The sequence below is a fragment of the Flavisphingopyxis soli genome (genome assembly GCF_007995095.1).
Classification (GTDB): Bacteria; Pseudomonadota; Alphaproteobacteria; order Sphingomonadales; family Sphingomonadaceae; genus Flavisphingopyxis; species Flavisphingopyxis soli.
This window is the reverse complement of sequence record NZ_VOPY01000001.1, coordinates 1066647-1085030: the sequence shown is the minus strand read 5'-3', so window position 1 is coordinate 1085030 and position 18384 is coordinate 1066647. Positions and strand designations below refer to the sequence as shown.

Annotated in this window: 17 protein-coding genes, 1 tRNA gene and 2 riboswitches; of the genes, 4 read left to right on the top strand and 14 right to left on the bottom strand. The window is 64.5% G+C overall.

Going from position 1 to position 18384, the window contains the following annotated elements; genetic code table 11:
- Positions 1–7 precede the first annotated feature (7 nt).
- Positions 8–880: a 3-hydroxyisobutyrate dehydrogenase gene (mmsB, locus tag FSZ31_RS05405; RefSeq protein ID WP_147122016.1), complete on the bottom strand. Its 873-nt coding sequence runs from the start codon at positions 878–880 to the stop codon at positions 8–10.
- 39 nt (positions 881–919) lie between these two features.
- Here mmsB and FSZ31_RS05400 point away from each other — a divergent pair, with 39 nt between their 5' ends.
- Entirely contained in the window at positions 920–1591 is a 672-nt protein-coding gene (locus FSZ31_RS05400) for a D-Ala-D-Ala carboxypeptidase family metallohydrolase (protein ID WP_147122014.1), read from the top strand.
- A gap of 147 nt (positions 1592–1738) precedes the next feature.
- Here the strand turns inward: FSZ31_RS05400 and FSZ31_RS05395 are convergent, their stop codons facing one another.
- The 6 genes from FSZ31_RS05395 to FSZ31_RS05370 all read right to left on the bottom strand — a co-directional run bounded on the left by FSZ31_RS05395 (position 1739) and on the right by FSZ31_RS05370 (position 7480).
- Positions 1739–2515 (bottom strand): enoyl-CoA hydratase, encoded by a 777-nt coding sequence (locus FSZ31_RS05395; RefSeq protein ID WP_147122012.1) that lies wholly within the window; start codon positions 2513–2515, stop codon positions 1739–1741.
- Positions 2516–2536: 21 nt separating this feature from the next.
- Complete coding sequence (locus FSZ31_RS05390) at positions 2537–3580, bottom strand: enoyl-CoA hydratase/isomerase family protein (protein ID WP_147122010.1); 1044 nt, start codon at positions 3578–3580, stop codon at positions 2537–2539.
- 46 nt (positions 3581–3626) lie between these two features.
- The gene (locus FSZ31_RS05385; RefSeq protein ID WP_147122008.1) at positions 3627–4772 is read right to left on the bottom strand and encodes an acyl-CoA dehydrogenase family protein; all 1146 of its coding nucleotides are present in this window, start codon (positions 4770–4772) and stop codon (positions 3627–3629) included.
- 153 nt (positions 4773–4925) lie between these two features.
- Positions 4926–5372, bottom strand: coding sequence for a hypothetical protein (locus FSZ31_RS05380; protein WP_147122006.1), 447 nt, complete (start codon positions 5370–5372; stop codon positions 4926–4928).
- 41 nt (positions 5373–5413) lie between these two features.
- Positions 5414–5935, bottom strand: a complete 522-nt coding sequence (locus tag FSZ31_RS05375) for a hypothetical protein (RefSeq protein WP_147122004.1) — start codon at positions 5933–5935, stop codon at positions 5414–5416.
- A 33-nt stretch (positions 5936–5968) separates the two neighbouring features.
- A complete protein-coding gene (locus tag FSZ31_RS05370) occupies positions 5969–7480 on the bottom strand; it encodes a CoA-acylating methylmalonate-semialdehyde dehydrogenase (RefSeq protein ID WP_236643706.1) in 1512 nt (503 codons plus the stop codon).
- Between the two features lie 227 nt (positions 7481–7707).
- On the opposite strand from FSZ31_RS05370, the gene FSZ31_RS05365 reads away from it, so the two are divergent.
- Both FSZ31_RS05365 and FSZ31_RS05360 read left to right on the top strand, forming a co-directional pair.
- A complete protein-coding gene (locus FSZ31_RS05365) occupies positions 7708–9933 on the top strand; it encodes a putative bifunctional diguanylate cyclase/phosphodiesterase (protein WP_147122000.1) in 2226 nt (741 codons plus the stop codon).
- 26 nt (positions 9934–9959) lie between these two features.
- Complete coding sequence (locus FSZ31_RS05360) at positions 9960–10919, top strand: DMT family transporter (protein ID WP_147121998.1); 960 nt, start codon at positions 9960–9962, stop codon at positions 10917–10919.
- Here FSZ31_RS05360 and FSZ31_RS05355 read toward each other — a convergent pair.
- From FSZ31_RS05355 to FSZ31_RS05330, 6 genes are all read right to left on the bottom strand, one after another.
- Complete coding sequence (locus FSZ31_RS05355) at positions 10900–11556, bottom strand: DUF938 domain-containing protein (protein WP_147121996.1); 657 nt, start codon at positions 11554–11556, stop codon at positions 10900–10902. The two genes, FSZ31_RS05360 and FSZ31_RS05355, sit on opposite strands and share 20 nt — an antisense overlap.
- Positions 11556–13148 carry an aminomethyl-transferring glycine dehydrogenase subunit GcvPB gene (gene gcvPB / locus FSZ31_RS05350; RefSeq protein ID WP_147121994.1) on the bottom strand — a complete coding sequence of 531 codons (1593 nt, stop codon included), beginning with the start codon at positions 13146–13148 and terminating at the stop codon, positions 11556–11558. The genes FSZ31_RS05355 and gcvPB overlap by 1 nt, the downstream gene beginning before the upstream one ends.
- Complete coding sequence (gene gcvPA / locus FSZ31_RS05345; protein WP_147121992.1) at positions 13145–14503, bottom strand: aminomethyl-transferring glycine dehydrogenase subunit GcvPA; 1359 nt, start codon at positions 14501–14503, stop codon at positions 13145–13147. The genes gcvPB and gcvPA overlap by 4 nt, the downstream gene beginning before the upstream one ends.
- A 155-nt stretch (positions 14504–14658) precedes the next feature.
- Positions 14659–15030, bottom strand: a complete 372-nt coding sequence (gene gcvH / locus FSZ31_RS05340; RefSeq protein WP_147121990.1) for a glycine cleavage system protein GcvH — start codon at positions 15028–15030, stop codon at positions 14659–14661.
- A 2-nt stretch (positions 15031–15032) separates the two neighbouring features.
- Positions 15033–16175 carry a glycine cleavage system aminomethyltransferase GcvT gene (gene gcvT / locus FSZ31_RS05335; protein WP_147121989.1) on the bottom strand — a complete coding sequence of 381 codons (1143 nt, stop codon included), beginning with the start codon at positions 16173–16175 and terminating at the stop codon, positions 15033–15035.
- A gap of 60 nt (positions 16176–16235) precedes the next feature.
- A riboswitch (glycine riboswitch) is annotated at positions 16236–16351 on the bottom strand.
- Between the two features lie 10 nt (positions 16352–16361).
- Positions 16362–16450, bottom strand: a riboswitch (glycine riboswitch).
- 229 nt (positions 16451–16679) lie between these two features.
- A tRNA-Ser gene (locus FSZ31_RS05330) sits at positions 16680–16772 on the bottom strand.
- Positions 16773–16990: 218 nt separating this feature from the next.
- Here FSZ31_RS05330 and FSZ31_RS05325 point away from each other — a divergent pair.
- Positions 16991–17785 carry a DUF1134 domain-containing protein gene (locus FSZ31_RS05325; protein ID WP_147121987.1) on the top strand — a complete coding sequence of 265 codons (795 nt, stop codon included), beginning with the start codon at positions 16991–16993 and terminating at the stop codon, positions 17783–17785.
- Between the two features lie 21 nt (positions 17786–17806).
- Here FSZ31_RS05325 and FSZ31_RS05320 read toward each other — a convergent pair whose 3' ends face one another.
- Entirely contained in the window at positions 17807–18352 is a 546-nt protein-coding gene (locus tag FSZ31_RS05320) for an adenine phosphoribosyltransferase (RefSeq protein ID WP_147121985.1), read from the bottom strand.
- Positions 18353–18384 lie beyond the last annotated feature (32 nt).

Genomic DNA, 18384 nt, shown 5'->3' with positions numbered 1-18384 from the left:
TAGCGCCTCACAAAGTTTCGATGATCCCCGAAAAGTCGTGATGGCCTTCGTCGTTCGCGACGTAGTCCTCGTAAAGTTCGCGCGCACGCGTACCCATCGGGACGTTGGCACCGACCGACTCGGCGGCTTCCATCGCCAGACGCAGGTCCTTGAGCATCAAAGCGGCGGAAAAACCGCCCTGATAGCCGTTGTCGGCAGGGCTTTGGGGTCCGACGCCAGGCAGCGGGCAATAGCTCGTCAGCGACCAGCTCTGGCCCGAGCTGACCGCGGCGATGTCATAGAAGCTCTGCGGGTCGAGGCCGAGTTTCTGCGCCATCGCCAGCGCCTCGCAGGTCGCCACCATCGTCGCGCCGAGGATCATGTTGTTGCAGATCTTGGCCGCCTGCCCCGCGCCATTGTCGCCGGCATGGATCACCGCCTTGCCCATGTCCGACAGGATCGCCTTGGCGCGCGCAAAGCCTAGATCGCTGCCCCCGACCATGAAGGTCAGCGTACCCGCATTGGCCGCCGCGATGCCGCCCGATACCGGCGCATCGACCGCGACGAGCCCTTGGTCCGCCGCAGCCGCGGCATTGCTTCGCGCGGTGGCAACGTCGATCGTCGAACAGTCGATCAGCAATGTGCCCGCGGCCGCGTTGCCGAATACGTCGTTGGCGTAAACGCTGGCGACATGTTTGCCCGCCGGCAACATCGTTACCACCGCATCGACGCCCTTGATCGCCTCGGCGGCGGTGGCGGCGCGGGTGCAGCCTGCTTCGTCCGCCTTGGCCAGAGCGTCTTCGCTAAGGTCGAAAGCGCGCACCGTGTGTCCTGCTTTCGCGAGGTTGGCAGCCATGCCGCCGCCCATATTTCCTAGGCCGATGAATGCGATAATCGCCATGTTGTGTTCCGTTCATTTTAAATGTGCTAAAGGAGCGAAATGCTTCCATTCGTCGCGACCATAATCTCCGTCCTGCTGTTCGGCCAGCCCCAGCCTGCGGCCGCCAACGCTGCGCCCGCTCCGGCGAGCGCCGCGCCTACAAGCGCCTCGTCTGCGGGCGCGACAGCGATGGCGACACCGCCGCCAAGCTATCTCGCCTGGCTCGCCAAGGGCGACAATGCGCGCAATGTCGCCGCGTTCGAGCGCGAACTGGCGGCCCGCGACATCGCCGACATCGTCCCGACTTTCGAGATCCTGCGCACCGCGATCGACTGGCAGCGTTGCGGCGCCGAAGAATACGAGCTGCCCGATGCCAAGACGTGGCCCGGTGCATTCGCGTCGCTCAGCGTGATCAAGAACGAGCTGGTGCCGGTCGTCGGCCCGGTCGAGATCGTCTCGGGCTATCGCCACGCCTCGCTCAACAGCTGCGCCGGCGGCGCGCCCAGCAGCGTCCATCGCCAGTTCGGCGCGTTCGACGCCTTCGTCACCGGCCCCGAAACACGCGACGAGATGATCGCCCGCCTGTGCACCTGGCACCATCAGCGCGGCCCTGCCCTCCAGGCGGGACTCGGCATCTACCAGGGCAAGAAATTCCACATCGATGCGGGGCTCAAGGGCTATCGCACCTGGGGCAGCGACTATCACCGCGCGAGTTCGCCCTGCGCGGCGTAACCGGCTCTCTCCCCTTCAGGGGAGAGATAGCGCAAGCTTGCCGCTTCAGCGGCTAGCGCGCTTGAGAGGGGCGCGCCAAATCGCAGCCCCTCTCCACTGCGACTAACTCGCTTCGCTCGTAAGTCTCGTTGCAGTGGGAAAAAAGCCTTACCGCCCCGACCATTTCCCGGCGCGCTTGTCGACAAAGGCTGACATGCCTTCGGACTGGTCGTGCGTCGCGAACAGGCCGTGGAACAGGCGGCGTTCGAACTGGACGCCTTGGCTCAGCGTCGTCTCGAACGCGGCGTTGACCATTTCCTTGTTGGCCATCACCGCGAGCGGCGCCATCGAGGCGATCGTCGCGGCGGTCTTGAGCGCTTCGTCGAGCAGGTCGGCGGCGGGCGCAATGCGTGCGACCAGGCCAGCGCGTTCGGCTTCCTCGGCATCGATCATCCGCCCGGTCAGGCACATGTCCATCGCCTTGGCCTTGCCGACCGCGCGCGTCAGCCGCTGCGATCCGCCCATGCCCGGCGACACGCCGAGCTTGATCTCGGGCTGGCCGAACTTCGCATTGTCACCCGCAATGATGAAATCGCACATCATCGCAAGCTCGCAGCCGCCGCCGAGCGCATAGCCCGACACCGCCGCGATGATCGGCTTGCGCGTCGCGGCAAACCGCTCCCAGCCGGCAAAGAAATTGTGCGCGTACATGTCGGCAAAGCCCTGATCGGACATTTCCTTGATGTCCGCCCCTGCGGCGAATGCCTTTTCGCTGCCCGTCAGGACCGCGCAGCCGAGATCATCGTCGGCATCGAAATCGGCCATCGCCGACAGCAGCTCGTCAAGCACCTGCGAATTGAGCGCGTTGAGCGCCTGCGGCCGGTTGAGCGTGACGAGCAGGACGCGGTCACGCGTCTCGGTGGTGATCGTTTCGTAGTCGGCCATGTTGGCTCCCAGCTATCTGCGTTATTCGGGCGTCCACGCCTCGTCGTCGGGCAAGGGCGCGAAGATCGTGTCGATCATGTGCGCGGTGACCTCGTCGGGATGCGCCGGGTCCCATTCGGGCCGGTTGTCCTTGTCGATGATCAGCGCGCGAACGCCCTCGATGAAATCGTGGCGCTGGACGATGTGCGATGCGACCGCGAATTCCTGCCGCATCTCGTCGATGAAGAACGGCATCGTCGCACCTTCGCGCAGCAGCCGCAGCGAGACTTTGCACGACAACGGGCTCTTGGTGCACAGCGTATCGAGCTCGCGCTGCGCCCATTCGCTCTCGTCATTGCCGAGCGCGTCCATCACCTCGGCAAGGTCGTCGGAGGCAAACAGCTTGTTGATCTTGTCGAGATTGGCGAGGATCCGCGCTTCGGGCGGGCTGACCGCGAGCTGGCCGAGGATGCCCTTGATCCGGCCCGGATCGGTGGCGATTCGCTCCTTGGCTTCTTCAAGATGCTCGCTCGGCAAATAATGGGTGGCAATGCCCAGTTCGACGCATTCGCCACCGTCGAGCCGCGCCCCGGTCAGCGCGAGGAACTGGCCCACGCGCCCCGGCAGGCGGGAGAGATACCAGCCGCCGCCGACATCGGGAAACAGGCCGATGCCCGTTTCGGGCATGGCGAAACGCGTATTCTCGGTTGCGACGCGATATTCGCACGGCAAAGAAATGCCGACCCCGCCGCCCATCGTGACCCCGTCCATGAACGCGACGATCGGCTTGACATAGGCGAACATCGTGTTGTTCATGCGGTATTCGTCGCGGAAAAACGCGCGCGCCTGGACGCCGTCTTCGGCGCCGCTTTCGGCGATCATGCGGATGTCGCCGCCAGCACAGAAGCCGCGCCCTTCGCTATGATCGAGCAGCACCGCCTCGATGGCCTGGTCGCCGCGCCACTCTTCGAGCGCGGCCGAAATTCCCCGGCACATATCGATGTTGAGAGCGTGAATCGCCTTGGGGCGATTGAGGCTGATATGCCCTACGCGGCCATGCGAACGTACGATCAGATCGTCGGTCATCTTGTGTTCTTATCCTGTTCCGGGCGGCAGCCTTAGCGCGCTGGCGCTATTGCCGCAACATATCGCGCGCGACGATCATGCGCATGACCTGGTTGGTTCCTTCGAGAATCGAATGCACGCGCAGGTCGCGCCAGAAGCGTTCGATCGGATAGTCCTGAAGATAGCCATAGCCACCAAACAGCTGCAGCGCATCGTTGACGATCTTCGATCCGGAATCGGTAGCGAGACGCTTTGCCATCGCGGCAAAGCGCGTTTTGTCGGGCGCGTTCGCGGTCACCTTTGCCGCAGCGATATAGAGCAAGGCGCGTGCTGCCTCGAGATCGGTCGCCATGTCGGCGAGCATGAATTGCGTGTTCTGGAACTCGCTGATCGCCTGGCCGAACTGCTTGCGGTCCTTGGTATAGGCGAGCGCTTCGTCGAGGCAGCGCTGCGCGCCGCCAAGCGAACAGGCACCGATATTGAGCCGGCCGCCGTCGAGCCCGGCCATCGCGAAGCGAAAGCCCTCGCCTTCCTTGCCGACGCGATTTTCGACCGGCACGCGGACATCGTCGAAGGTCACCATCCGCGTCGGCTGCGAATGCCAGCCGAGCTTCTTCTCGTTCGCGCCGAACGACACGCCCGCCATGTCCTTGTCGATAACGAGGCACGATATGCCCTTGGGGCCATCCTCGCCGGTGCGGACCATCGTCACATAGACTTCGTTCTCGCCTGCGCCCGAGATGAACTGTTTCGATCCGTTGACGACATAGTGATCGCCGTCGCGCTTGGCCGATGTCTTGAGCGCGGCAGCATCGGATCCCGAACCCGGCTCGGTCAGGCAATAGCTGGCGATCTTGTCCATCGTCACGAGATCGGGGAGATATTTCCCCTTCACCGCATCCGACCCATAGGTGTCGATCATCCAGCTCGCCATGTTGTGGATCGAGATGAACGCGCTGGTCGAGGGACAGCCATAGGCCATCGCCTCCATGATCAGCGCCGCCTCGAGCCGGCCAAGGCCGATGCCGCCCGATTCCTCGCTGACATAGATCGCGGCAAAGCCCAGCCCGGCTGCTTTCTTGATCGTCTCGCGCGGGAAGATATGGTCCTCGTCCCACTTGGCGGCATGCGGGGTGATCTCGTCGGCGGTGAAGCGTCGCGCCATTTCCTGGATCGCAAGCTGGTCTTCGCTAAGGGCAAATTGATCGGTCATGCCGGTCCCCTAGCACCGGCATCGGGGCTTATCCAGATTGCAATGAGCGGATAAGTGCCTCGGGCAAACCCGCCTCGATGAACCAAGCGATGCGATCCAGACAATTGCGGGACCAAGCAGCAGGCCGCCGGTCAGCCGACCGATCCAATCAAGCTATTTGCATCGCGAATAGGTCATGTTGACGACAGGATTGATGTCGGCGCGGACAAGCGAATTGCCGCCATCCTCGAGGAACCAGTTGGTCCGGCGAAACCATTTCTCGCCGCGCCCGGTAAAATCGATCCGAGTCTTCACCTTTTCGGCCGATTTGGCAGTCATTTCGGTGACCTTGCCGACGCGGTCGTGGAACGTCAGCGTGTCGCCCTTGATCACGACATACATTTCCGACGCGCCGCGCACCGGCGAAGTGCAATCGCTGTCGAGTACGCCCCAACGCCCGTCGAAACCGGACGGAAAATCGTTGCCCTGCTGAAACGCGACCACTTCGTTGACGGTCGCAGCGGCATTGTCGACCACCGGTGCGCCGCTGTCGCAGCCCCCGAGCAGTGCCAGTCCCGTCAGCGCCAGTGTCGCGCGTAATGCGTTGCTCGGTGTGATCATCGTGAAGTCCCCCTTGTCGTTGTCGTCGGTCGTTTCAGTCCTCAGCCGCAGCGCGTGTAGCGTTCTTCGTGCCGAGGATCATGGTCGACACGCACCATCGTTCGGCCGCCGTTGACGAGCGTATAATCGGTCGTCTGCTTCCATTCCTGTCCCTCGCCGGTGAAAGCCAGATCGGCAGTGATGCTGACCGGAGACTTGACCGTCAGGACCTTCACCGTTCCGATCGATTCGTAGAACCGCAGCTGATCGCCGGTGATCGTCAGCAGGCCCTTGGCATCGCCGCGCGTCGAGGTGCAGTCGCCCGCCACGAGGCCCCAGCGACCCTGGAAGCTCTTGGGAAACGCCTTGCCCATCGGCTGCGCCATTTCCGCATCGGTTGCCGCTTGCGAAGTCGCCGCCTCGTCCTTCTCGGGATCAGGCGCGATCACCGCATCGGTGCCGACCGGAACGCCATTCTCGTCGATCTGGCCCGACTGGCCATTGACCGGTTCGTCGGCCGGCGGCTGCGAGGAATTGCACCCGGCAAGCAACGCAAGGCTCATCAGGGGAATAAGATAGCGCATCGAACCTGTTCCTCTCGGCTGGCCGCAGCCCAATCAGCCCATCGTCGGAATGACGAAGGCGTCCTTGTCATCCGCATCGGCGGTGCCGTCCGGCCAGCGCGCGGTGATCGTCTTGACCTTGGTCCAGAACTTGACGCCTTCAATGCCGTGCTGGTTGGTGTCGCCGAACGCGCTGCGCTTCCACCCGCCGAAGCTGTGATAGGCGACGGGGACCGGGATCGGCACGTTGATGCCGACCATGCCGACATTGACGCGGTGCGCGAATTCACGCGCGGCATGGCCGTTACGCGTGAAAATGGCGACGCCGTTGCCGTACTGATGCTCGCTCGGCAGGCGCAATGCTTCTTCGAAACTCTTCGCCCGGACGATCTGCAGCACAGGGCCGAAAATCTCTTCCTTGTAGCTTTGCATGTCGGTGGTGACGTGATCGAACAGGCTGGGGCCGATGAAGAAGCCTTTTTCGTGGCCCTGGAGTTCGAAACCGCGGCCGTCGACGACGAGCTCGGCACCTTCGTCGACGCCGGTCTGGATCCAGTTCTCGACGCGCGTACGGTGCGCCGCGTTGACCACCGGGCCGTAATGCGCGTCGTCGTCGCTCGACACGCCAACGCGGAGCGCCGCGATCGCCGGGAGCAATTTCTCGCGCAGCCGTTCGGCGGTGTCTTCGCCAACGGGCACGACAACAGGCAGCGCCATGCAGCGCTCGCCCGCCGAACCGAAGGCGGCGCCCGACAGGTCATTGACGACCTGATCCATGTCGGCATCGGGCATGACGATGCCGTGGTTCTTGGCGCCGCCCATCGCCTGGACGCGCTTGCCCGCGGCAACGCCGCGCTTGTAGACGTAATGCGCGATATCCGACGATCCGACGAAGCTGACCGCGCCGATATCCTCGTGGTCGAGGATCGCGTCGACCATCTCCTTGTCGCCGTGGACGACCTGCAAGATGCCCTCGGGCAAGCCCGCTTCGCGCATCAGCTCGGCGAGGCGCACGGGAACGCTGGGATCGCGCTCGGAGGGCTTCAGGATAAACGCGTTTCCGCAGGCGATGGCGGGTCCGAACATCCACATCGGGATCATCGCGGGAAAATTGAACGGGGTAATGCCCGCGCCGATGCCGAGCGGCTGGCGCATCGAATAGACGTCGATGCCAGGTCCGGCGCCTTGCGTATATTCGCCCTTGAGGACGTGCGGGATACCACAGCAGAATTCGATCACGTCGAGCCCGCGCTGGACGTCGCCGCGCGAGTCGGCGACGACCTTGCCATGTTCACTCGACAGCAGCCGGGCGAGTTCGTCGATGTTCGCCTCGACCAGTTCCTTGAACTTGAAGAACACGCGCGCGCGGCGCTGCGGATTGGTTGCCGCCCATTCGGGCTGCGCCGCCTTCGCCGCTTCGACTGCCTTGGCGAGCAGTGCCGCATCTCCAAAGGCAACCTTCGCCTGCACTTCGCCCGCATTGGGATCGAATATCTCGCCCGAACGTCCGCCCGCGGCGCTGCCTTGGGTGATGCTGTCGGCCAGCAAATGGTTTACTTCGCGCAACGTCTTTCTCCTGAACTGGATCATGGCAGGCTGCGTGGCCCGGCGGTTCGGCCGGTCAAACGCCCTGATTTGCCACAGACTTAGCGTGGTTGGCGCATCGGCGTAAAGGCCCGTGAGCGCGATTATGGCAGGCAACGGCGAGTGGGCCGGCAGACACTATTGAGACTCGAAGGTTTTTCGCGCACCCGATTGATCGCTCGTTAATCGCTTTGTGTCATAGCAGCACGATGTCGCGATCCGACCCCGCTGTGGTGCATGAAGAACACCGCCTTGCTGCATTGCGCAAGCTCGACATTTTCGATTCTCCGTCCAACGCCGAATTCACCGCGCTGACCGAGCTCGCCGCGACCTATTTCTCCTGCCCGATCGCGCTGATTTCGATGGTCGACAAGGACCGTCAGCGGTTCAAATCTCCGATCGGCCTGAGCGTCACCGAATTGCCGCGTGTGGGGACGTTCTGCGATGTCACGGTGGCGCAAAACCGACCGCTGGTGGTCGAGGATGCAACACTCGACCCTCGGTTTGTCTCGGGCATGATGGTCGTGAACGCGCCGCATGTCCGGTTTTACGCGGGCATCCCGGTGCGCGAGAGCCACGGCTATGCGATCGGCAACCTGGCCATCGCAGACGTCAAGCCGCGCAACTTTGGCGACGCCGAGATGGACGCTCTGGCCAAGCTTGCTAAGCTTGCCGAAAACATCATCCTGACGCACGAACGCGAGATCGAGCTGATCGACCGATCTAACCAGCTCGAAAAATGGAATACCTTGTTCCGCCAGTCCGAACGCATGATCAAACTGGGCACCTGGGAAGTCGACATCGACGAGGGAAAGCTGAAATGGTCCGACGGCGTTTACAATGTCCATGGCATCTCCATCGGCACGCCCGTCACCATTGCCCAAGCGATCGCTAAATACATTCCGTCCGATCGGGGATTGGTCGAACGGGCGGTTACCGACGCGATCGCCAACGATATGCCGTTTCGATACGAAGCGAGCATCCAAGTCGGTGAGCAAATTCGGCGAATTCAGGCGGTGGGCGAAATTATTACCGACACCGGCGGCGGACGCCGACTGGTTGGCATGATCAAGGACATCGACGACGAATACAGCGCGACCGAGCGGCTCAGGACACTGGCCTTCAGCGACAGCCTGACAGGCGCGCTCAACCGGCTGGGCTTCGACCAGGATTTCGCGCGCCAGCTCGATGCATCCGAGACGTCGGGCGCGTGCGTCCACCTTGCCATTCTCGACCTCGATGGGCTTAAAGCGATCAACGACGTCTACGGTCACCTGTCGGGCGACTTCGCAATCCGCAACACCGCTGCGATCGTATCTGGCCTGCTGCCCGAAGGTACGCAACTGGCCCGTCTGGGCGGCGACGAGTTCGCCATTTTCGGCGGCTCGTCACTGTCATCGCGCGAATTCCTCGCCGCACTGGAAAAAATCCGGCGGGGGTTCGACAAGGGCGTCGTCCACGACGGCCATTACTTATCGATCGGAATATCGGGCGGTTATGCCGTCAGCCGACCCGGAGACCTGCCGAGCAACCTGTTGTCGCGCGCCGATGCCGCCTTGTACCATAGCAAGCGCGTCAGCCCCGGCACCATCAGCTCTTTCAGCAAGGAAATGGACGAGCAATCGCACGATCGCAATGCGTCGGTCGCACGGTTGCGCGGGGCAATCGCCAAGCAGCAGATCGTCGCGCATTACCAGCCGATCGTGCGCCTGTCCGACGGTGCCATCCAGGCCTGCGAGGCGCTCATGCGCGTGCAGGATGAGGACGGCGCAATCCACACCGCCGAGCACTTTGCGCTCGCCTTCGAGGATGCGAAGATTTCGCGCCAGATCGGCGCGTTCATGGTCAAACATACAACGCACGACATGGCCGTGATGGCGCGCCAGCTAGAGTCCCCGCCGCGCATCAGCTTCAATGTGACCGCTGCCGACCTGCTGTCGCTCGGCGGCGTCGAATATTTTCACGACATGGTCGCCAAACATAAACTCGACCATTCACAGTTCTGCATCGAACTGACCGAATCGATGCTGCTGGTCAACGATCGTGGGGCCTTGAAAACGCTGCTCGTCGAACTGCGCAAGGCGGGGACGAAAATCGCGCTCGACGACTTCGGCACGGGCTATTCGTCGCTGACGCATCTGCGCGACTTCCCGATCGATTTCATCAAGATCGACAAGTCGTTCGTCGCCCGACTGGAAAGCGAGCACGAGTCGCGCCTGATCGTGCAGTCGCTGATCCAGATGGCCGCCAACCTTAACATCACGACCGTCGCCGAAGGGATCGAGACGACGGGCCAGGTCGATCTTCTAAGGCAGATCGGTTGCGAATTCGGCCAGGGCTTCCTGTTCGCCAAGGCGATGCCGATCGACCGATTGATCGCCCAGGTAAAAGCTGCCAACGCCATCCGTACCGCACAAATGTCCAAGGCGGGTTAGCAACGCAAAGGTCGGGGCCCCATTCGATGTCGAACCGCCCCTTCGCCACCCCTCCATCGACTGGCGCATCGACCGACAAGCCAACCCCTGATCGCCCGCTGGCCGGGATCGCGCTGCGGCTGCTTTCGGTGCTGTTGCTCGCGATCATGTTCGCGGGCGTCAAGCTTGCCGCGACGCGCGGTGTGCATATCGTCGAGAGCCTGTTCTATCGCCAGATCTGCTCGGCACTGTTCGCCGCCTTGTGGGTCCTCGCCGGACCCGGCCTGGCCAGTCTGCGGACGCAGCGCGTCGGCGCACACGTCACGCGGATGATGATCGGCCTTACCGCAATGGCGCTCAACTTCCTCGCAATGGTCCTGCTCCCGCTCGCCGAGGCGACGACGATCGGCTTTACCGTGCCGATCTTCGCGACGCTGCTTGCCGCGCTGCTCTTGCGCGAACCAACCGGGCGCTGGCGCTGGGGCGCGGTCGCCGCGGGCTTTGTCGGCGTGCTCGTCATCGTCCAGCCGGGCAGCGGGATGATCGCGCCAATCGGCGCTGCGGTCGCGCTCGCCGGCGCGCTGCTCACCGCCGCGGTCACGATCGTCATCCGCCGGCTCGGCGCGACCGAAGCAGCAACGACGACGGTGTTCTGGTTCGCCGCCAGCTCGCTCGCGCCGCTCGGCCTGCTGATGCTCCATTTCGGCCAGGCGCATGATGCCGCGACCTGGGGCATCGTCGCGGTGATGGGGATCGCCGGTGGCGCGGCTCAGCTGGCGCTCACCGGCGCGCTGCGCCTCGCCCCCGTCGCGGTGGTGATGCCGATGGATTATACCAGCCTGATCTGGGCGACGATGTTCGGCGCGATCCTGTTCGGGCAGTTGCCGGGCACATCGACCTGGCTCGGCGCGCCGATCATCATCATCAGCGGCATCGTCATCGTCTGGCGCGAACACGCGCTTGGCCGCCGCGCGGTGCGCGAGGCGGTCAGCGACGGCGGAGAATGACCGACAGGTTGTTGGCCGGCATCGGCGCGACGCGATCGAGCACCAGCCCGAGTGGCTGTGCCGCAGCGATCACGTCCTCGATCCGCCGGATACCCCACGCTGGATTGCGGGCGCGCAGGTTGGCGTCGAAATTCACATTGCTCGGCGCCCGCTCGACCCCGTCCTGCCAATAGGCGCCGTAAAGATAGAGCGGCGCGCCCTTCGGCAGCAACCGCGACGCGCCGTCGAGCAGGCCCAGCGTCGCCTCCCACGGGCTGATATGGACCATGTTGATCGCGAGTATCGCGTCGGCTTGTGCAATCGGCCAGGCCGCATCGCGCACGTCGAGTGCGATTGGCGCAGCGAGATTGCCCAGCCCCGCCTCGGCGCGATGAGCCGCGATCGAGGTCATTGCCTGCGGATCGGGATCGCTCGGCTGGAAGGTCAGCGAGGGAAAGGCGCGCGCGAACGCAACGACATGCTCGCCCGACCCGCTGGCGATTTCGAGCACCATGCCTGCATCGGGCAAGACGTCACGCAACACCGCGAGAACCGCGTCAACATTGCGTTGCGTTGCGGGAGCATGCCGCTTCTCTCCCGGCGTCGAATCGTCGCCGGGCATCCACGGCCGCGGTCCCGGATCCGGATCCCCGGTCATCAGCCCCCTCCGGGCTTCTCGTAATTGCCCGACCCGCTCGCAACTGCCGGTTCGGCCCAGGCGAGGATCGGCTTGCGCGCGGCAAGCGTCTCATCGAGACGGCGGCGCGGCGCGTAATAGGGCGCACCCTTGAGCGCTTCGTCGCCAGCCTTCGCCTGCCCCGCGACATGGCGCATTGCGGCGATGAACTGGTCGAGTGCTGCCTTGCTCTCGGTCTCGGTCGGTTCGATCAGCATCGCGCCGTGGACGACGAGCGGGAAGTACATCGTCATCGGATGATAGCCCTCGTCGATCAGCCCCTTGGCAAGATCGAGCGTCGTGAAGCCCTCGGCAAAGCCCTTATCGCTGAACAGCGCCTCGTGCATGCACGGACCCGATCCGCCGAACGGCGCGTCGAGCACATCCTCGAGACTGCGCAGGACGTAATTGGCGTTGAGCACGGCGTCTTCGGCGACCTGTTTGAGGCCGTCGGTGCCGTGGCTCATGATGTACGCGAGCGCGCGGGTGAACATGCCCATCTGGCCGTGGAATGCGGTCATCCGGCCAAAGCTGTGCGGCAGGTCCTCGCCGACATTCTCTTCCTCGACCAGCCGCCACGCACCGCCGTCGCGATGGACGAAGGGGAGCGGGGCGAACGGCGCGAGCGCTTCTGACAGCACGACCGGGCCCGAGCCTGGACCGCCGCCGCCATGCGGGGTCGAAAACGTCTTGTGCAGGTTGATGTGCATCGCATCGACGCCAAGGTCGCCGGGGCGTACGCGCCCGACGATCGCGTTGAAGTTGGCACCGTCGCAATAGACGAAGCCGCCGACCGCGTGGACCGCGTCCGAAATCGCCTTCATCTCGGGCTCGAACAGGCCGCAGGTATTCGGATTGGTGATCATCACCGCAGCGATGTCGGGGCCGAGCCGCGCCTTCAATGCGGCCAGGTCGACGCGCCCTTCGGGCGTCGCCGGGATGTTCTCGACCTTGTAGCCGGCGAATGCGGCGGTCGCAGGGTTGGTGCCATGCGCGCTTTCGGGGACGAGGACGACGGGGCGATCTTCGCCGCGCGCGTCGAGCGCCGCCTTGATGCACAGGATCCCGCACAGCTCGCCGTGCGCGCCCGCCTTGGGGCTCATCGCGACGCTCGTCATGCCGGTCAGCGTGATCAGCCAGTGCGCCAGCTGGTCGATGACGCCGAGCGCCCCCTGGACGGTGTCCTGAGGCTGGAGTGGATGGATGTCGGCAAAGCCCGGCATCCGCGCGATCTTTTCGTTCAATCGCGGATTGTGCTTCATCGTGCAGCTGCCGAGCGGGAACAGGCCGAGGTCGATGGCGTAGTTCTGCCGGCTAAGCCGCGTGTAATGGCGCACCGTCTCTGCCTCGCTGAGGCCGGGGATGCCCATTTCGGCGGTCCGTTCGAGCCCGCCGAGGCGCGAAGTGTGCGTCGGCGCATCGGCGAAATCGACCCCGGTGGTGTTGCTCGACCCGATCTCGAAGATCAGCGGCTCTTCGAGCATCAGCGCGCGGTTGCCCGTGCTGGTGGTCGGCGCGTCGCCTTCGATGCGCGCCATTTCGGGCTTCCAGCCGCTGGCGTTGATACCGCTCATGCCAGTGCCTCCTTGAGTGCGGAGGCCAGTGCCTCGATATCCTCTGCCGTCGTCGTCTCGGTCACCGCGACGATCAGGCCGTTCTGCAAATCGGCATTGTCGGCATAGAGCCGGCCGAGCGACACGCCGCCAAGCACGTCGCGTTCGGCCAGCGCCTGGACGACCGGCCGCGCTTCCTTGGGCAGGCGCAGCGTGAATTCGTTGAAGAAGCTGTCGTTGATCAGCTCGACGCCAGGCAGCTGGGCCAGCCGGTCGGCCGCTTGGCACGCCAGCGCGTGGTTGAGTGCAGCGAGTTCGCGCAGGCCACGCTCGCCGAGCAAGGTCATGTGAATGCTGAACGCCAGCGCGCACAGCCCCGAGTTGGTGCAGATGTTGCTCGTCGCCTTCTCGCGCCGGATATGCTGTTCGCGAGTCGACAGCGTCAGGACGAAGCCGCGCTTGCCGGTCGCGTCGACCGTCTCGCCGCAGAGCCGCCCGGGCATCTGGCGGACGAACTTCGCCTGGCAGGCGAACAGCCCGACATAGGGACCGCCGAACTGCAGTCCGACGCCGATCGACTGGCCCTCGCCAACGACGATGTCGGCACCCATTTCGCCGGGCGAGGTGATCGCGCCGAGCGCAACGGGCTCGGTCACCACCGCGACGAGCAGCGCGCCCTTGGCATGGACCGCCTTGGCAAGTTTCGACAGGTCGCCGATCCGGCCGAGGATGTCGGGATACTGGACGACCACGCAGCTTGTCTCGTCATCGACCGCATCGATCAGGTCGTCGATATCGGTTGCGGCCGCGAGCGTCGGATCGCGATGGACGATCTGGTCGCGGGTGAATTTCGCCATCGTCCGCGTCACGCTGACATAATGGGGATGCAGCCCCGACGACAGGATCGCCTTGCGCTTCTTGGTCACGCGCGCGGCCATGCTGACCGCTTCCCAGCAGGCGGTCGAGCCATCGTACATCGACGCGTTGGCGACGTCGCAGCCGAACAGGCGCGCGACTTGCGACTGGAATTCGAACAGCATCTGCAGCGTGCCCTGCGCGATTTCGGGCTGGTAGGGCGTGTAGGCGGTGAGGAACTCGCCGCGCTGGATCAGGTGATCGACGCTGGCGGGGACATGGTGGCGATAGGCCCCTGCCCCGAGGAAAAACGGCACGTCGCCGGCGACGGTGTTCTGCGCCGACAGAGATTTGAAATGCCGCTCGACGCTGAGTTCGCTGGCGTGATCGGGCAGGTCGCGGATCGGCCCGGTCAGCCGCGCGGCCTCGGGCACATCGATAAACAGGTCGTCGATCGAGGCGGCGCCGATCTTGGCAAGCATCTCGCTACGATCGTCGGGAGTCAGGGGAAGATAGCGCATTGATACTCCTTTACCCCCTCCTCTTCAGGGGAGGGGCAGTGAGACTGGGCGGCGCGCAGCGGCGCCTTAGTCGCAGCGGGGTGGGGATGATCAGGCGCGACGTCTTAGGCACGCCCCCACCCCAACCCCTCCCCTGAAGAGGAGGGGCTTAGGCTTCACAGCCCCGCGACGTAGTCCTTGTAGGCGGCTTCATCCATCATCGCCGACACCTGCCCGGCATCGGACAGCGTCATCTTGAAGAACCAGCCCTCGCCCTCGGGATCGGTGTTGACCAGCGCCGGGTCGTCGGCGAGCGCGGCATTGCCTTCGCTGACCGTCCCGCTCGCAGGCGCGTAGACGTCGGAGGCTGCCTTGACCGATTCGACCACCGCGGCGTCATCGCCCTGGCTGACCGATTTTCCCGCTTCGGGCGTCTCGACGAAAACGATGTCGCCCAGCTGTTCCTGGGCGTAGCTGGTGATGCCGACCGTCGCGGTGTCGCCGTCGACATCGAGCCATTCGTGATCCTTGGTGAAATACCGCGCCATGTTCAGACTCCCTTGCGAACGTAATTGTGGGGAACGAACGGCATCGCGGTGACGATGCCGTGGAATATCTTGCCGCGCTGCGACAGCGTGATGCGGGTCCCCGCCTCGGCCATCGCGGTCGGCACATAGGCCATCGCGATCGGCACTTCGAGGCTCGGCGAGAAGCCGCCCGAGGTAACGCGGCCGATCTCGTCGCCTTCGTCGTCGAGCACCAGCCCGCCCTCGCGAACCGGCTGGCGGCCTTCGACGGTGAGGCCGACGCGTTTGAGGATCGCGCCCTGTTCGCGCTCCATCAGGATGCGCTCGGCCCCGGGGAAACCGCCTTCTTCGCGGCGGCGTTTCGAGATGGCGAAGCCGAGATCGGCGGCGATCGGCGTCGTCTCGGTATCGATGTCGTGGCCATAGAGCGGCAGTCCTGCCTCGAGCCGCAGCGAATCGCGTGCGCCGAGCCCGACGGGCCTGACCTCGGGCTGTGCAACCAGCGCGTCGGCAAAGTCGGCGGCAATCTCGCCGGGCAGCGAAATCTCGAAACCGTCTTCGCCGGTATAGCCCTGTCGCCCGACGCCGAGCGTGTGGCCGTTCCAGTCGAAGGTCGCGCTCTGCATGAACACCATCGCCTCGACGCCGGGCAGAATGCGCGCCAGCGCATCGACCGCCTTGGGCCCCTGCAACGCGAGCAACGCGCGGTCTTCCTGGTGGTTGAGCGTGATCTCGTCGGCGAGATTTTCGCGCAGATGCGCGATGTCGTCCCATTTGGTCGCGCCGTTGACGACGAGATACCAGTCGGGATCGACATTGGTGATCATCAGATCGTCGAGGATGCCGCCATGCTCGTCGAGCAACAGCGAATAGCGTGTCCGGCCCGGCTTGAGCGCGGAAATATCGCCCGGCACCAGCGTCTCGAGCGCTGCGGCGACATTATCACCGCTGATCAGCAGCTGCCCCATATGGCTGACATCGAACAGGCCCGCGCTTGTCCGCGTCCACAGATGCTCGGCGATGATACCGTCATACTGGATCGGCATGTAGTAGCCGGCGAATTCGACCATCCGCGCACCGTGCGCGCGGTGCCAGGCGTCGAGCGGCAAGGTCAGGGTTTCGGGTTCGCTCGGCTCGGCAACGTCGTCTTCGATAGGAGGGGTCATCGGGGCACTTTCAAAGGGGGCGGCGCGGGCGCACGATTCCGCCGGAGCGAAAGCGTTTATCCGGCCCCCTCTGTCGCTGAAACCTGAGAGCTTGGCGAGTCGCAAAACCCGCTTACACCGTCGGTGGCCCGCCAAGGCCCGAAGGGCGAAGGAGGACGCTTTCCAGAGTGCCCGGCCGGTCAGGGCCATCGCGACGCGGTCCTGGGACCTGAGAGTTTCCGGGGCGGTTGCTCCTTCGGTGAGGACGTCGCCGCCCTCTCTCCCGCGCCGCCAATCGCTCGGGCGGACCCGGGCGAAGGCGAGGCTCCGCATTGGCCGTGCGCGCGGGTTGAGTCAATCTGGGATGCGCGGCGGACAGCGCATTTTCATGCGGGATCGGGTACGCGAGGGATTGGCTCCGCTGCGTTTGCCTGTCTTCGTGGCTGCGCCACTGCGACTCCGAACCCAGGCGGCTCGCCCAGCCATCTCCGCCACAAAAAAGGCCGCCTTGCGGCGGCCTCATTGTGGCGGACACGGAGGGATTCGAACCCTCGGTACGGAATTAACCCGTACGGCGGTTTAGCAAACCGCTGGTTTCAGCCACTCACCCACGTGTCCATCGGTGCATACCGGACGGACCGGCAAGGCAGGCGGGCGCTATAACCAGCGCTCCCGATACTGGCAACGGCAAACCCGCCTGCGTTACCGATAGTCGCAGATCGGTGCGTTTTAGACTCGCCTCGCCGCATTGCAGACTCGAGTCACCGCGCATTCATTGTCGCAGGCGCAGCATCATGGCTTGGTATTCCTTCGACCGAGAGCCTTGGGGGGCTGATATGCGCGCACCACTAATTTCCGCCGCCTTGCTGACGTTATCGAGCATGGGCCTGGCCAGCGTCCCGACGTCCGCCGCGGCGCAGATCACGACTGTCGATCCCAATGACGTGATCGACGCCGATCTCGACCAGGCGGGCCAGACTCCGGCATCGCAGCAACCGATCTATCCCGCGCCGCCGACGAACGCACAGGACCCGTACCAGGACCAGGGCGAAACCACTGAACCCGCCGCGAACGAAACCGCGGCAGCCCAGTCGGACAGTTGGGTCGCCAACGCGCCGGCCGCCAACACGCCGGCTCCGGGCGATAGCGAAACCTATCAGGAAGACGATCTGATCGGCGCGGCCGAGGGCGTGTTCGGCAAGGGCGCACAGGGCCTCGCGACGATGATTGAGGATATTCTCGCCAAACAGGGTCGTCCCAACGGCTATATCGTCGGGCGCGAGGCGGCGGGCGCCTTCGTCCTGGGCCTGCGTTACGGGTCGGGTACGCTGTTCCACAAGATCGAGGGCGAACGCACCGTCTACTGGACCGGCCCGTCGGTCGGCTTCGATGCCGGCGGCAATGCGTCGCAGACCTTTACGCTGGTATACAATCTTTACGACAGCCAGGACCTCTACAAGCGCTTCCCCGCGGGCGAAGGCGCGGCCTATCTGGTCGGCGGGTTCACCGCGAGCTACATGCGCCGCGGCGATGTCGTGCTGATCCCGATCCGCCTTGGCGTCGGTGCCCGTCTCGGCGTCAATGTCGGCTATATGCGCTTCAGCGAAAAGCAGAAGTGGCTGCCGTTCTGATCCAGCAACGGCTGCGGTAATTCAATCGCCGGCGAAAGCGATGAGCGTCTCTACCGGGACGCCTGCATCGGCCAGGCGCTTCGCCCCGCCCAGATCAGGCAGGTCGATCACGCACAGCGCAGCGGCGGCGATCGCCCCCGTCCGTCCGACCAGCTCGGCCGCCGCAAGCAGCGTGCCGCCGGTCGCAAGCAGGTCATCGACCAGCACGGTGCGCTGGCCAGCGCTCAGCATCCCCTCATGCATCTCGAGCCGGTCGCTGCCATATTCGAGCGCATAATCGACACCGATCGCCGCCCCGGGCAGCTTGCCGGGCTTGCGCGCCAGCACCACGCCCAGTCCCATCACGCGCGCCATTGCGGCAGCGAAGATGAACCCGCGCGCTTCGACTGCGACAAGGATATCGGGGCGATAGCGTGCCGCACGGATCGCGAGTAGATCGGTCGCCAGCGCAAAGCCGTGCGGATCGGCGATCAGCGTCGTGATGTCGCGAAACTGGATGCCGGGCTGCGGGAAATCCGGAATCGTGCGGACCAGCGCGGCGAGCCGGGCGAGATCGTCGTCAGCCATCATTGCGCCAGCCGTCGTTGAACGTCGCGCCG

What these genes read in the sequence shown, in the direction of transcription:
- FSZ31_RS05400 (WP_147122014.1), top strand. Translation starts at nt 920, where the DNA reads ATGCTTCCATTCGTCGCGACCATAATCTCCGTCCTGCTGTTCGGCCAG.
- FSZ31_RS05380 (WP_147122006.1), bottom strand. Translation starts at nt 5,372, where the DNA reads ATGATCACACCGAGCAACGCATTACGCGCGACACTGGCGCTGACGGGA.
- gcvT (WP_147121989.1), bottom strand. Translation starts at nt 16,175, where the DNA reads ATGACCCCTCCTATCGAAGACGACGTTGCCGAGCCGAGCGAACCCGAA.
- FSZ31_RS05375 (WP_147122004.1), bottom strand. Translation starts at nt 5,935, where the DNA reads ATGCGCTATCTTATTCCCCTGATGAGCCTTGCGTTGCTTGCCGGGTGC.
- FSZ31_RS05325 (WP_147121987.1), top strand. Translation starts at nt 16,991, where the DNA reads ATGCGCGCACCACTAATTTCCGCCGCCTTGCTGACGTTATCGAGCATG.
- gcvPB (WP_147121994.1), bottom strand. Translation starts at nt 13,148, where the DNA reads ATGAGCGGTATCAACGCCAGCGGCTGGAAGCCCGAAATGGCGCGCATC.
- FSZ31_RS05390 (WP_147122010.1), bottom strand. Translation starts at nt 3,580, where the DNA reads ATGACCGACGATCTGATCGTACGTTCGCATGGCCGCGTAGGGCATATC.
- FSZ31_RS05360 (WP_147121998.1), top strand. Translation starts at nt 9,960, where the DNA reads ATGTCGAACCGCCCCTTCGCCACCCCTCCATCGACTGGCGCATCGACC.
- gcvH (WP_147121990.1), bottom strand. Translation starts at nt 15,030, where the DNA reads ATGGCGCGGTATTTCACCAAGGATCACGAATGGCTCGATGTCGACGGC.
- FSZ31_RS05365 (WP_147122000.1), top strand. Translation starts at nt 7,708, where the DNA reads ATGTCGCGATCCGACCCCGCTGTGGTGCATGAAGAACACCGCCTTGCT.
- gcvPA (WP_147121992.1), bottom strand. Translation starts at nt 14,503, where the DNA reads ATGCGCTATCTTCCCCTGACTCCCGACGATCGTAGCGAGATGCTTGCC.
- mmsB (WP_147122016.1), bottom strand. Translation starts at nt 880, where the DNA reads ATGGCGATTATCGCATTCATCGGCCTAGGAAATATGGGCGGCGGCATG.
- FSZ31_RS05385 (WP_147122008.1), bottom strand. Translation starts at nt 4,772, where the DNA reads ATGACCGATCAATTTGCCCTTAGCGAAGACCAGCTTGCGATCCAGGAA.
- FSZ31_RS05355 (WP_147121996.1), bottom strand. Translation starts at nt 11,556, where the DNA reads ATGACCGGGGATCCGGATCCGGGACCGCGGCCGTGGATGCCCGGCGAC.
- FSZ31_RS05395 (WP_147122012.1), bottom strand. Translation starts at nt 2,515, where the DNA reads ATGGCCGACTACGAAACGATCACCACCGAGACGCGTGACCGCGTCCTG.
- FSZ31_RS05320 (WP_147121985.1), bottom strand. Translation starts at nt 18,352, where the DNA reads ATGGCTGACGACGATCTCGCCCGGCTCGCCGCGCTGGTCCGCACGATT.